Here is a 13,213-nt window from a genome sequence, read left to right as displayed (position 1 = left end):
TGCAATTTATTTCACATCGGGGAATGATTAAGATAAAAAGCAAATGAATCTCGGTCCGCATGCGCATCAGCTGTACGCCGTCCCAGACCGAAACACCGTCCGACGCATTGCTTGCTCTGCAGCGCAAAACTTGACGGGAGCCACGTAATGTCAGCTTCGACATTCTCCGTTCCACCGGACAACCTGTAAGCTTTCTGTTGCTGGAGGCATTCGAAGATGAAGAGGCGCTTGCTACAATTGCGTGGATGGCTTCCTGCCGTGTACCACAACGTTGAAGTAACCGCTCGGCGGCGTGCTCATATAAGCCAACGAGCGTGTCGTTTGCTGACATTTCCCACATTCCTACGATCGCCTTTCGCGACAAAGTCAGCAATCCGCGAGATGAAGGTGGCGGAAGCTCGCCAAGATTTGCATGCCTCCCGTGCAAGCAGATGCCTACTATCCTCCCTTCAAATTGCTTATTTTACAGGCAACAGAGTTACTGGAGAACGATCATGAAATTTCGTGAAAAGCTTAAGAAAATGGTTCAAAATCGCCGCGCATTCCGCGAACTGTCGTCGCTTGACGATCGCACATTGGAAGATCTCGGTGTATCGCGTTCGAACATTCTCGCGGCTGTAGAAGGTCGTCGTTGAATTTCAAAATATGCGAACTGACGAATTTTATATCGGTTTGCAAAAGTCTCTACAGGGCGAACAATCGCCCTCACGTCTCGGAAGTCGCGATTTTTTTTACGGTCCGCATTGGTGGAAACGTACTGACGTATGTTCCAACTTGTACTGCCGCTATCCTTTATCGAGCCTTTGCGATGGATCGGAGTTGGTTCGAAATGTCTGCCAGATGTGTGTAAAACTCTGGAGATGCACGACGATCTTCACCATCTGCGCCCAGTGACAAACGGATCTCTTTGACAAAGCGACCCGGCGATCCGGCCATCAAGATGATCCGATCGCCAACAATCAATGCTTCTTCTACCGAATGGGTAACAAGAACAGTTGTCATGGATGGTCCCGATGACAGCGATGTCAGGTTCGTTAACACGCCCTGCATGTCTTCCCTTGCGAGCGGATCGAGATTGGCAAAGGGTTCATCAAGCAGCAAAAGAGGAGCTTGCAGAGCCATCGCCCTGGCCAGTGCCAGACGTTGTTTCATGCCACCCGAAAGTTCATGTGGCCATTTGCATGCATGATCCTGCAGCCCAACTCGCGACAGCAACTCATCGATGCGCTGTTTTTTCTGCTGTTTTGAGTTCGATTTCAAAACCACGCCGATGTTGCCTGCAGAATTTCGCCATGGCAGCAAGCGCGGATTCTGGAACACCAGCGCCGAACTTACACCCGGCTGTGGCGCTTTTCCCTCAATGTCGACGGTACCGCTGCGGGCGGACATAAGACCACTCAGTATGTGCAAAAGGCTCGTCTTGCCGCAACCGGAAGGTCCCAAAATGACGACCCTTTCTCCCGTAGCAACCTCAAGATTGATGTCGCTCAATACCGCGACACCTGAGTAGTCATGGTTCAGAGCCTTAACATTCAAAAGGGGGCGTTGCGCGCTGGTCATTCACGATCCAACGTATCGCCAAGATCGGAAGTGCCGATTTTTGTGAGAACACGATCCATGGGAGAGAAGTTTGCCCAGTTTTCAACCTCGATACGAAATGGTGTATCTTCGCCATCCACTTTCAGAACAACACCTGACTGAGTGTTCTTGGCAGTATAAATCAGCTCTCCAAATTGCAAGCCGCCATTTACGGTCCAGCTACCCTGATAAATTTTTGCCAGTTCGGAAAGTGTTGCGAATTTGACATCGGGTCGCGCCCGTTCCATGGCTTCCACCCATTTTTCAGGTGACTGTGCATAATCCCTGGCCGCCAGGGTCAGGGCCTCAAGGACCTTGTCCACCTCGTCTGCGCGTGTCTCAAGTGTATCGCGCCGCAAGACGTCAACCTTGGTCACCAGCGGAACGGTCTCGAAGAAGTCGGTGACATCGACCAAAATCTTGAAACGGTCACGTTCAGGCATGGCAAGAAACGAACCGATCGACATGGTGGTTGCGTCGATACGTCCAGTCGCCAGCGCCTGGGCGCGAACCTTTGGTTCACCAAGGGGCACAAGTTGCAAGGTGTCGATATTCACTCGATGACCCTCCAGAACTCGGCTGGACAATTCATGGTCGAGGCTACGGATACGGCCTATTCCAAATGAGGATCCGGCCATGGTTTCAAGCGTCAAATCTTTTCGGCCGGCAATGACGTAGGGGATCGTTTTGCCCGAGGAATGAATGGCAACCACATCATTTGCACCTTCACGATGCAAGGAAATCAGCGCATCAACGGAGATGTTGGCCATTTCGCCCTGCCCCGAGCGAAGGGCTGCCACCGCCATGGGCGTTTGCGCGGCTGGCACCAGCTCCACATCGACACCAGCCCTGTCGAAGTAACCTTCTTCCCTGGCCAGATAAAGAAGCGAGTTTGGAACAAGTGGTGTTTCGGTTTCCGTCACAATAATGCGAAACGGATCAGCAAGCACAGGCCCCGCTGCAAAGCTCAAGCCGAACGCTATGGTGACACCAATAGCCTTGATAATGTGTTTCATCTCAATTGTTGCCTATCAGGATACGGTAAGATTTCAGGCTAGGTAGCGGCGTCGCGATGGCGGTGAAAGACGATTTTCCAGCAAGGATAGCAGGCCGGTGAACACCGTGCCGATAGCCGCATAAGTCAGGACAACCGCCAGATAACGGTCCATGCGGAAACTGTTGCCATATGCCTGCAGGAGGGCGCCAAGACCGGTCATTGCGGTGTAGAAATCTGCAATAACCGATGTGACAAGGCCGGCAATCGCTCCAAGACGTAAGCCGGCCATGATCTGCGGCAATGCTGCAGGCAGGTAGAAATGCCTGACGCGGCCTGTCAAAGAAATATTATATGCGGCGGCCATCTCGCGCAAATCGGAGTCCAAGGTTTGTACCCCTGTCTGGGTGTTTACAAGCACAGGCATGACCGCACCGAGTGCGATAATCAAAACCTTTGCCTGCCAGCCCAACCCAAGAAGCAGAACGATAAGCGGTATCAGTGCAATGACGGGCAACGCTGCCACGGCATGGATGAAGGGCGCGAAAGTTCTAGACAAAAGCGGTATGCCGCCAAAAAACGCACCGAGCAAAATTCCTACCACGGCGGCGAGCAGAAATCCCGCGAGATAGACAAAAAGTGTTGTCCCCAACGCGATCAGGAAATCCTGACGATTGTCAGCCAGCATCAGGAAAAAGGCATCAATGGTCAGTGTTGGCCCGGCAAAGAAGCCGTTTGGAAGGACGCGGGCCATCCATATCCATGCCAACAAGACAAGCAACAATACAGGAAGCCGAAGCCAGACATGCAATGGCACACGCCAAAGCCAATCCAGGTCATCGCGGAACGAACCCAGCTCGTTGCATATCCATGCCTTAAGTGACGTCATGAAATTCATCCCGCCGCAAAAGACGCGGCATTTTACAGAATATCACCTGCGACCGACGTGTAACCGGCGCGGTCGAGTTTGCCCGCGCCGGTCTCTCATAGTCTAACTTAATCCAGCCTATAGGCTATGACGGAGTCTCCGGCAGTGGTGCCCAACGATCCGTGGCCGCCTGCGGCAATGACAACATATTGTTTGTCGTCTTTACCACGGTAGGTCATCGGGGTCGCCTGACCGCCTGCTGGCAACTTGTGCTGCCAAAGCGTCTTGCCGGTCTGCATGTCATAGGCGCGGATGATGTCATCAAGAGCCGCGCCCGTGAATGCTACGCCACCTGCCGTTGTCAGTGTTCCGCCATGGGCAAGCATGCCCATTTCGAACGGGATCGGGAACTGGATGCCGGCGACCTTCTGGCCGGCAACAGTGCCATTGCGGTGTTTCCATGCGGTCGTGCCATCAGCGAGATTGACGCCAACCCGAACACCCCATGGCGGCGTGTTGCATGGCACCTGCAGCGACGAACGCATGTGGGAAATGGATACGGCATATGGACCGCCGAGGTTTTCGTTGCCCGGTTTGGACTCACCACCTGCTTCACCCGGCTTGCCGAACATACGCTTGTTCAAGTCGCCTTCCGGACGCGGAAACAGCTTGTAGACGTATGGCAGATATTGCGGTGTGGCGATCATCCACCGGTTGACCGGATCAACCGCGACCGAACCCCAGTTGAAGACGCCGATATTACCCGGCCAAACAATCGAACCAGTCGTTGTTGGAGGGGTGAACGAATTGCCGTCATAGCGGTTGGAGCGGAACGTGACCCTGCATTCGATCTGGTCGAAAGGTGTTGTTCCCCACATGTCAGCTTCTGTCAGCGGTGCAGGCGTAAAGCTCAGGCCCGACATGGGCTGCACTGGTGACAGTTTTTCGTTCGGGATATCGGTTTCAGTCGATACCTTCATGTCCCGAACTGGCTGGATTGCCTTGCCGTCACGGCGATCTAGAACCCAAATATTACCAATCTTGGTCGGGATGAGGATCGCAGGAACGTCTGCACCATCATGTGGCAGATTCAGCAGCACTGGCTGTGACGGGTTATCACGGTCCCAGAGATCGTGGTAGGACGTCTGGAATTTCCAAACCATTCGGCCGGTCTTGACATCGAGTGCTGCAAGAGCATCGACATAGGCCTGATCTTCTTCCGAACGGAACACGCCAACTTGGTCTGGAGACTTGTTGCCAAACGGCACATAGACGAGACCGAGGTTTTCATCTGCGGCAAACTGTGTCCAGGCAACTGCCGAGTTTGGCTCGTAGAGTTCACCGGCTTGTAGCGGACGTGTGTCGTCCGGTTTGCCAGCATCAAACTTCCAGACGATTTCGCCGGTGCGCACGTCATATGCGCGAATGACGCCCGACGGGTTATTCTCGTAGTAGTTATCGGCAATTGCACTACCGAGGATGATCAGATCCTTGGTCACGAGTGGAGCGGACGTTTGCTGATAGGTCGCCCGTTGCAGGTTCGGCATCTGCGCTTTGAGGTCAACATAGCCGTTCTCGCCGAAGGTCGTGCAAAGCGCACCGGTATCAGCATTCAAGGCGTAGAGGCGCGCATCGACAGACGAGGCGATAATGCGGCGTGGGCACTCGGCCACCGCGGCAGAAATCGCCTGTACCTTGACAGGATCGGTGTCAGCAGGTGGAGCATAGGCGCTGGAATCGTCGTAGGATACACCACGGCACGTCTGATGCTGGAACTGGTTGTCGCGCTGCATCTTCGGATCGAAGGACCATGCGAGCTTGCCGGTTTCCGGCTCCAAAGCCTGGACGATGTTGTGCGGCGTGCAGAAATAAAGCATGCCGTTCACTTTGATCGGCGTCGCCTCAAAAGTGTATTCTTTCGCGTCGACTGCGTCACCTTCGCGAAGATCGCCCGTATGGTGCTCCCACGCAACTTTCAAACCGGTGATATTGGTGGTGTTGATGTCTTTCAGCGCGGAATAACGCTGGCCGAGATTTGTGCCGCCATAGGCAATCCAGTCATTGGCAGGATAGGCCACACCGCTGGGATCGACTGCGGTGTCGCCAGCCGTCGCAACCTTTTCAAGGGTGCCCTGCTTTTCCATCGGATCGATGAACCAGACGGCAAGTCCCATGACGGCGATGAGGGCAACCACAGTGCGTAATGCAAGCGGACCGTTGCTGAGGCTGAAGGACCAGAGTTTTGCAGGCTTGTCGCGCAAACCATTGACGACAAATGGCAGGGAAAGCAGCAAGCCGATGAAGATGATCAGCGCGCCTCGTGGAATCCACTGCCACTTATCAAGCCCAACTTCATAGAGGGTCCAGATGAATGACGCAGCAAGGGTCAATGCATATATGCCCAAGCCGTTTTGACGTTGCCGGGCGATTTGAATTCCTGCGATCAACAGGCCGATGCCCATGACCACATAGAAAAAGCTGCCGCCGATGATTGCAAGCCGCGCTCCATAATAAAGGATCGCAGCTCCCAGTAGTGCGGATACAATACCGCCTAACCGAGCTAGCATGGCTCAAACTCCTATTTAATTTCATTGGGGAGGACTGAAAGTCCCGAGATGAGTGCTGAGGCAGAATGTCACATCAGCCTCTATTTAACGTGATAAATGTCAATGCTGCATTGCACAATAGATTAATCAACCGATCTCGAAAATGTTGGATTTTTTATCTACTTTATAGGCGCCTCCAAGAACCTGCATGCGCTGGCCATCGTTTTAAGTCACGGCAGGCGTGTGTATATCACTTTGATTTCGCTTACTATTTTTACTGTTGCACCCCATCACGTTGACACGTTTGCCTCTATTCCCGCTACGAGGCTTGCTACTTTTCAAGGCGCGCCGGTGGGTGTCTCGCGCGTGCTCAAGGCTGTGATGGTCGTTAATCAGGTTGCGTTACTGTTAGCCTGTCTGTGGCAAATTGAACGCCCCGCTCTGCTGCCTGTCGCAACCGCAAATCGGATAACCGCAGTGGTTCGTCTCATCGACAGGACTGCTGCGAAAGATCGCACATGGCCCGCACAATGTGAGAGATGCCTTGGCAGCGGACATTTTGACAATCACGTGATCATATGAGCAGGCGAGTATGCAATTCAGGACACTCCCAGCACCGGTCAACTTCACCATGGCCGCCTCCCGCCATAGGAAACGCTGGCCTGAACTCCTCAACGCATCATCGCGTTAAACCGGACAGGGTTCCTAGGAAAAGCGGTCAGACCAGAAGCGTGCCGAACGGCAGGTCAATGATGATATCTACACCGTCAATGCGCCATTCGTATGTAATCCTGCCATTCAAATTGCCCACGGTGCGCTTGATCAGCGTCGAACCAAATCCGGTATGATCCGACACGCTTTTTGCCGGTCCATCCCGTTCACTCCAGGTGATTTGCACGCTGTCAACATGTCGACATGAAATGACGAGGTGGCCTTGATCAGAACTTAACGCCCCATATTTCGCAGCGTTGGTGGCAAGCTCATGGAGGATCAGGGCAATACCGGTAATGTGCGCCGATGGAACCCGAATATCATCCGTTCCGACAAAGGTGATTTTTTCAGAGGACGCTTCACCGTCATACGGTGCCAGAATATCCGCCATAATCTGCCGAAGCGGAACGGCAGCGTCCGAAACGTCCTGTGTTGCAGAGGTAGTCTTGGGACGAACGAGATCATGGGCAAGTGCGAGTGCACGCAGACGCCCCCTCACCGCTGCAGAAAAATGATCTACGCCGGTCGCAGATTTCGCGGTCATTGCGACCATCGCATCTGCCAGCGCAAACACGTTTTTCACCCGGTGGTTCAGTTCATGGATGAGAAGAAGACGCTGCTCTTCAGCACGTTCGCGGGCCAGTTCGTTGCGATAGCGCTCAATGGCAATCGCGGTCGTTCGCGTCACCATGCCAATAACTTCGAGGTCTCGCTCGGTCGGCTCACGTGGTTCTTGGTAGTAATTGGCGAAGGTTCCCAGGATGGTGCCATCCGCAGCGCGGATCGGCATTGACCAGCAGGCACGTAAACCATGCTTCAGCGCAATATCACGGTAGTTTGTCCAAAGCGGATCGACAGCGATATCGCTGACCATGACCTGCTCTCCCGTAAAGGCAGCAGTACCACAGGACCCAATCCCGATGGCAACTGGGATACCGTCCACCGCCGCGTTGTATTCCGCAGGCAGGCTTGGCGCCGCTCCTTCAACGAGATTTTTGCCATCCTCTGTCGTCAGAAGTATCGACGCAAGCAACTCGCCATTCGCCGGCTTCTCAATGAGAAGAATAATGTCCCTTAGCACATCCTTGAGTGGGCCACCCAAGGCAACACGTGCGAGAATGTCTCGCTCGGCGATTATGAGCTCAGACGAGACCGACGGGCTGTTTATGTATGTCATCGTCCGTTCTTCTCTGTTGAAGAGAGCCGAATGTCAACGACAGCGGCAAGTTTGTTACAATAGGATATTTGAATCAAAAGTCATCCCAATTGCGGCGCTGAAAGAGGCCTGCGCAAAAATGCAACTTGAACAGGCATTCTCATGACTTACCCGTCAAATCCGCAACGCGTCTCGCAAGTGCATCGGCTGCCACTGGTTTGGTGAGCACCTGCATGCCGCGCTCAAGATGGCCATGGTTCAAAACGGCGTTTTCAGCATAACCCGTTACAAACAACACTGGCAGATCCGGCTGACTGCTGCGCGCGGCATCGGCAAGTTGTCGTCCATTTATACCGTTTGGCAAGCCAACATCAGTGACAAGAAGGTCTATGTCATTGCGGGACGCGAGGACCTTCAACGCGGAGGGTGCGTCTTCCGCTTCAAGAACAAAATAACCAAGTTCCTCAAGCACTTCGACCGCTACCATCCGGACCAGAGGTTCGTCATCAACGACCAAAATCGTTGTTTTTCCTGACGCTGGCGCCGCAGGGGTTTCCAGCGCAACAACCTCTACCACTTCGCCATCAGCGTGATGTCGCGGCAAATAGATACAGACCATCGAGCCCTTGCCAACCTCGGAATATATGCGTGCCGCGCCACCCGATTGACCCGCAAAGCCGTAGACCATTGAAAGACCAAGTCCGGTTCCCTGCCCGGTCGGTTTTGTCGTGAAAAATGGATCGAAGGCCCGGGATATAACGTCCTGTGTCATACCCGTCCCGGTATCGCTGACGCACATCGAGACATATTGGCCGGGCTGGACGCCGCGCTCCCTGGCGGCACGTTCGTCCAGCCAGCGGTTTCCCGTCTCAATGGTCAGCTTGCCACCGTCAGGCATCGCATCTCGGGCATTGATGCAGAGGTTAAGCAGTGCATTTTCGAGTTGGCCCACATCAACGAAGGCCGTCCAAAGCCCGCCTGCGCAGGCAATTTCGACATCGATTGCCGGTCCGACGCTGCGCGTCACCAGATCCTGCATGTCGGTGACGACGCGATTGATATTCGAGGGTTTTGGATCAAGTGTCTGGCGCCTTGAGAACGCCAGCAGACGCTGTGTCAGACCCGCGGCCCGTTTAACAGCGCCTTGTGCTCCCGTCAGATAGCGGTCAATGTCACCAATACGCCCCTGTGCCATGCGCATCTTCATCAGTTCAAGGCTACCGCCAATACCAGCCAGGATGTTGTTGAAGTCGTGAGCAAGTCCACCCGTGAGTTGCCCAACGGCCTCCATTTTCTGAGACTGTCGCAAAGCATCTTCGGCCTGCATGAGGGCTTTCGTTCGATCCTCGACGCGCTGTTCAAGCGTTTCGGTCAAGGCACGAAGTTCACTTGTCGCCCTGTCCCGTTCCTGCTCAATGGCACGGCGATTTTCGATGTCTAGCAGCACTCCAGGAAAAAGCATCGCACGGCCGTCGGGGCCAAGGTCGACACGACCATTTGCCTCCAGCCATCGGTAGTGTCCGTCCGACCGCCTTGTTCTATACTGGTGAAGAAACGGTCCTCCCCTTTTCAGCGCCTCATCGATCGCTTTGGACAAACTGGCCTGGTCGTCAGGATGGACCGTCTCGACAACCTGCGCCAGACTGAGCCCTGTCCGGCCAAGCGAATGGTCAAAACCGAATGCTGTTGCAAAGGCATCATCGACGGTGAATTTGTCCGCTTGAACATCCCAAGACCATGTGCCGATAATGGCCCCGGCAGCCAGCGCAAGCTGAACACGCTGGATGTTCTCTCTGGCCACAGCCTCGCTTTCGCGCAGAGCTTTTTCCGCTTGTTTGCGGGTTGTGATATCCCGGAAGAGAACAGAGACCTGCTTGAGGCTTGCAGGCTCAAGTCGCGTTGCAGAGACCTCAATGTGGCGATTGATCGCCTTGAACTCCTGCTCGAAGCGCACCGTCACGCCAGTTGTCAGGACATCCCCGTAGATCTTCAGCCAAACGTCAGCATTATCAGGTTCAATCTCGCGAAGACGCTTGCCAACAATTCCCTTGATACCAGTCTGGCGTTCATACCCCGAATTGGACTCCACATGTACATAGTCACTCATCGGGCCATCGGGACCGTCGATAAATTCTATGATGCAAAAACCGTCGTCAATCGCTTCGAACAAAGCACGCCTGCGAGCGTCGCTGCGAAACAGCGCATCTTCGTCATCACGTTCGGGTTGCTTGACCAAGTTTTCGTTTGTCACCGATGATCCTCAAGGCACACTCTTCCGCTAATAGATATGTGGCTCCGTCTCGAAGTCAATGAAAACACTTGACGATTCGAAAAATTACAATGGACAGTATGTCTCTTGGCTTAAGGGTTGCGTACGACTTTGGCCTATTCTAGTTTTTGCGGCTCAGGAACCAAAATCAACCAACTTCATTGTGAAGTAAGTTGTGCAGAGTACGGAACCAGAATGACGGATAAAGAGCAGCAACAGACTGATGCCCGCAGTGCCGGTGATCGCCTAGTGTCCGGGCACGTTAGCGAAGATCCATTTGCTGCAGCATTCAAGGCAACACGGATGCCGATGATCGTCACCGACCCCAATCAACACGACAATCCCATCATCTTCTGCAATGCTGCGTTCAATAAACTCACCGGCTACACCAATGAAGAAATCATTGGGCAGAACTGTCGCATCTTGCAGGGTCCGAAAAGTGACCCCAAGGCCGTCGAAAAGATGCGAAAAGCAATTGCGGCGGGCGAAGATGTCGCGGTCGACGTCACCAATTACCGCAAAGACGGATCGACATTCTGGAATGCCGTATTCATCAGTCCCGTACGAGATGATAGCGGCAAGATCATATACTTCTTCGCTTCTCAACTTGACTTCACGCACGTGAAAAGTCGCGAGGCAGACCTTGCCGCCGCACGACACAAGGCCGAGGAGGAAGTTGCCAGCCAGACTGCCAACCTTCGATCTGCACTGTCTGCCAAATCACTCCTGGTTCACGAGGTTGATCACCGCGTAAAAAACAACCTGCTGACGATGGCATCCATCGTAAAAATGCAGGCGCGCATAACCACTGACCAGGGACAGAAACAGGCGCTTGAATCCGTCCTCAACAGGATCGAAGCCCTGAGTACCGTTCAGCGCAAACTTTTCACCTTGGATGATGTCTCGAAGTTCGACATTTCCGAGTTCACCCGTGAACTGGTCACTGACCTGGTCGAGGCAACTGGCCGAAAAGACATACACCTGTCCCTTGATCTTTCGCCCGTGCATGTTCCGGCTGTCAAAGCAACACCGCTATCGCTTGTCGTCAACGAGCTGGTCGGCGATGCGGTATTGCGAGGGCTAAGCCAAGGAGGAGATATACATGTTGTCGTCCGGCGGACTAACGGTCATTTTGTCATCCTGGTTGAAGACACATCAGAGCCGGTTGAGGTGGATAAGGAGCGCGCGCAGTTCAGTCGAAAGCTGCTTGAAGCTTCTGCTCTGCAGCTTGGTGCAAAAATCGAGCGGACCGTACAGAACCGAAAGACAAGTGTAAGCGTTACTGTGCTTGTTGATGTAAACTTGGAGACGACGCATTGAAGGTAATGATAGTTGAGGATGAAATGCTGCTCGCAATGGAGCTTGAGAGCGAAGTCGAGCTGGCAGGTCATGAGGTTACTGACATGGTAATGAGCAGCGACCAAGCCCGGAGGGCACTAGCCTCGACAAAACCTGATTTTGCATTTGTCGACATACATCTGATGGACGGAGCTACCGGGATAGATTTCGGACGCGAACTATCCGAAAACGGCGTACCCTACGTTTTCGTCAGCGGAAACATCAAAAAAATCCCGGACGATTTCGCTGGTGCACTCGGTGCGATCGAAAAACCGTATACCGCAAATGGGATGAAAAATGCTCTGACCTATCTCTCGGCAATTGTTGACGGAGACGAAAGTCTGGAGCCGCCAGCAAGCCTTGTATTGGCGGATGATGCGCGGGCAAGCCGCCGCTCTTGAAAGTGAGACCAGCGTCTGCCACGGCGCTGGCTAGCTCCCAGCGACCGACCTGTCAGCAGTTCGGAAACGAACTCGTATAACGAACGCAGTTGACGCGGAAAATCTGAAACACCTACCGAAGTGGATCAGATCTCTGCTACCTCGTCCTGGCTGCTCTCTTCGTCAACAGCGGAATGTGCGACAGTCTTGTGATAGCTGTCATCGGAAAGCTCCGCCGCTTGCTCTGTATTCATGATGCCGAATGGCATGAGATTTCCGTCCGAGTCAGATACGGATACCTCGATTAGCGTTTTTTTCGTCAACGTCATTTCCTCAGCAATTTCCTGGAGCGGCCACAGACCGATCAATAAAAAAGGCAGCAACCTGTGCAGAAAATGCGCTCGACGAATCATTGTTCCATGATGTGGTGCCGCAAAGGGACGATTTCTGAGCTAAAGCCTGCTGTGTGTCTGGGATACATCGGCGAACAGAACGAGGCCCATGATGACCTCGCCGATTTGCGCGAATTAGCCGTGGAATTGTGTTGCAGTCGACTTCGCAGTTGTCGCACTGAGCCTAGAGTGCTGGCTCGAAAAGATCGACAATTTCGGGCGTCCCTGCAACATATGCAAGCCTATCTTCCAGGCCTGTCGCATTCCAGTCGATTGAACATTTACCGCCCATTCGATCAACAATTGCCAGTCCTGCCATCACGTCCCAGCTGCGTGCGCCAAAGCCAAGAACTGCATCGATTTGACCCGTGGCCATCATCATGAAGGCGACTGTCGTGGAGCCGCAGTTGCGGTAGGAAAACTTCAGATCCTCGAGGATAAAGCGCAGTGCCTCAACTTCCGAAGCGACGGGGGTGTCGGTGCTAAAGCCAAGCGATACCACCCCTCTTGAACGATCAAGAACCGCCAGTTGGTCCAATCGCTTTCCGTTGAAGACAACGTCAGCACCTACCCCCCCCGAAATGGTCTCCTGCCGTGCGGGGGCGTGGATCACGCCGTAAATGGGTTTTCCGTTTTCAAAAAGGCCAATTGAAACAGCCCATTGATCCATTCTTCGTACGAAATTGAATGTGCCGTCTATCGGGTCGATCACCCACTGCCGTGCCGCCGCAGGGTTGATCACGGATCCTTCCTCGCCAACTATTCCGTCGTCCGGATAGCGTCTCAGCAGTTCTGCAACAAGGAAGCTCTCCACATCCTTGTCGGCGCGGCTATGCTACGCACCTGTTTACGGACATGCCGACTGCGGCAGGTATTTTGCGTTTGAACCAGTAGGAAACGCTGATCCCGGCCGTTGCGACCATCGTAAAATGTCTATGTGTCTGCAAAGCGGGAACAACATCGGCCCTCGATGGTTCGGCT

General features: G+C 53.7%; 10 protein-coding genes and 1 pseudogene. 3 read left to right on the top strand and 8 right to left on the bottom strand.

What is annotated here, in order from left to right; genetic code table 11:
- Positions 1-494: 494 nt before the first annotated feature.
- A complete protein-coding gene (locus PYL13_RS24210) occupies positions 495-635 on the top strand; it encodes a DUF1127 domain-containing protein (protein WP_192490258.1) in 141 nt (46 codons plus the stop codon).
- Positions 636-792: 157 nt separating this feature from the next.
- Here the strand turns inward: PYL13_RS24210 and PYL13_RS24205 are convergent, their stop codons facing one another.
- The 6 genes from PYL13_RS24205 to PYL13_RS24180 form a co-directional block, all read right to left on the bottom strand.
- Positions 793-1,560 carry an ABC transporter ATP-binding protein gene (locus tag PYL13_RS24205; RefSeq protein ID WP_275643602.1) on the bottom strand — a complete coding sequence of 256 codons (768 nt, stop codon included), beginning with the start codon at positions 1,558-1,560 and terminating at the stop codon, positions 793-795.
- The gene (locus PYL13_RS24200) at positions 1,557-2,594 is read right to left on the bottom strand and encodes an ABC transporter substrate-binding protein (RefSeq protein ID WP_275643601.1); all 1,038 of its coding nucleotides are present in this window, start codon (positions 2,592-2,594) and stop codon (positions 1,557-1,559) included. The genes PYL13_RS24205 and PYL13_RS24200 overlap by 4 nt, the downstream gene beginning before the upstream one ends.
- Before the next feature lie 33 nt (positions 2,595-2,627).
- Positions 2,628-3,461 carry an ABC transporter permease gene (locus PYL13_RS24195; RefSeq protein WP_250985803.1) on the bottom strand — a complete coding sequence of 278 codons (834 nt, stop codon included), beginning with the start codon at positions 3,459-3,461 and terminating at the stop codon, positions 2,628-2,630.
- Between the two features lie 107 nt (positions 3,462-3,568).
- Positions 3,569-6,007, bottom strand: coding sequence for a membrane-bound PQQ-dependent dehydrogenase, glucose/quinate/shikimate family (locus tag PYL13_RS24190; protein WP_275643600.1), 2,439 nt, complete (start codon positions 6,005-6,007; stop codon positions 3,569-3,571).
- Between the two features lie 697 nt (positions 6,008-6,704).
- The gene (locus PYL13_RS24185) at positions 6,705-7,874 is read right to left on the bottom strand and encodes a sensor histidine kinase (RefSeq protein WP_275643599.1); all 1,170 of its coding nucleotides are present in this window, start codon (positions 7,872-7,874) and stop codon (positions 6,705-6,707) included.
- 139 nt (positions 7,875-8,013) lie between these two features.
- Entirely contained in the window at positions 8,014-10,104 is a 2,091-nt protein-coding gene (locus PYL13_RS24180) for a response regulator (RefSeq protein ID WP_275643598.1), read from the bottom strand.
- 213 nt (positions 10,105-10,317) lie between these two features.
- Between PYL13_RS24180 and PYL13_RS24175 the strand changes: the two genes are divergently transcribed.
- Together PYL13_RS24175 and PYL13_RS24170 are read left to right on the top strand one after the other, a co-directional pair.
- The gene (locus PYL13_RS24175; RefSeq protein ID WP_275643597.1) at positions 10,318-11,442 is read left to right on the top strand and encodes a PAS domain-containing protein; all 1,125 of its coding nucleotides are present in this window, start codon (positions 10,318-10,320) and stop codon (positions 11,440-11,442) included.
- Positions 11,439-11,861, top strand: coding sequence for a response regulator (locus PYL13_RS24170; RefSeq protein ID WP_275643596.1), 423 nt, complete (start codon positions 11,439-11,441; stop codon positions 11,859-11,861). The genes PYL13_RS24175 and PYL13_RS24170 overlap by 4 nt, the downstream gene beginning before the upstream one ends.
- A gap of 125 nt (positions 11,862-11,986) precedes the next feature.
- On the opposite strand, the gene PYL13_RS24165 is transcribed toward PYL13_RS24170, so the two are convergent.
- Both PYL13_RS24165 and PYL13_RS24160 read right to left on the bottom strand, forming a co-directional pair.
- A complete protein-coding gene (locus PYL13_RS24165; RefSeq protein ID WP_275643595.1) occupies positions 11,987-12,253 on the bottom strand; it encodes a hypothetical protein in 267 nt (88 codons plus the stop codon).
- Positions 12,254-12,416: 163 nt separating this feature from the next.
- Positions 12,417-13,049, bottom strand: a pseudogene (locus tag PYL13_RS24160) (inositol monophosphatase family protein); the annotation flags it as partial.
- Positions 13,050-13,213 lie beyond the last annotated feature (164 nt).

Origin of the sequence: Agrobacterium sp. Azo12 (assembly GCF_029193765.2) — a bacterium.
Classification (GTDB): domain Bacteria; phylum Pseudomonadota; class Alphaproteobacteria; order Rhizobiales; family Rhizobiaceae; genus Agrobacterium.
This window is presented reverse-complemented; position numbering and strand designations above follow the sequence as displayed.

Excerpts from the sequence above, each read along its gene's own strand:
- PYL13_RS24205 (WP_275643602.1), bottom strand. The coding sequence starts at position 1,560 with ATGACCAGCGCGCAACGCCCCCTTTTGAATGTTAAGGCTCTGAACCAT.
- PYL13_RS24200 (WP_275643601.1), bottom strand. The coding sequence starts at position 2,594 with ATGAAACACATTATCAAGGCTATTGGTGTCACCATAGCGTTCGGCTTG.
- PYL13_RS24210 (WP_192490258.1), top strand. The coding sequence starts at position 495 with ATGAAATTTCGTGAAAAGCTTAAGAAAATGGTTCAAAATCGCCGCGCA.
- PYL13_RS24165 (WP_275643595.1), bottom strand. The coding sequence starts at position 12,253 with ATGATTCGTCGAGCGCATTTTCTGCACAGGTTGCTGCCTTTTTTATTG.
- PYL13_RS24195 (WP_250985803.1), bottom strand. The coding sequence starts at position 3,461 with ATGACGTCACTTAAGGCATGGATATGCAACGAGCTGGGTTCGTTCCGC.
- PYL13_RS24175 (WP_275643597.1), top strand. The coding sequence starts at position 10,318 with ATGACGGATAAAGAGCAGCAACAGACTGATGCCCGCAGTGCCGGTGAT.
- PYL13_RS24190 (WP_275643600.1), bottom strand. The coding sequence starts at position 6,007 with ATGCTAGCTCGGTTAGGCGGTATTGTATCCGCACTACTGGGAGCTGCG.
- PYL13_RS24185 (WP_275643599.1), bottom strand. The coding sequence starts at position 7,874 with ATGACATACATAAACAGCCCGTCGGTCTCGTCTGAGCTCATAATCGCC.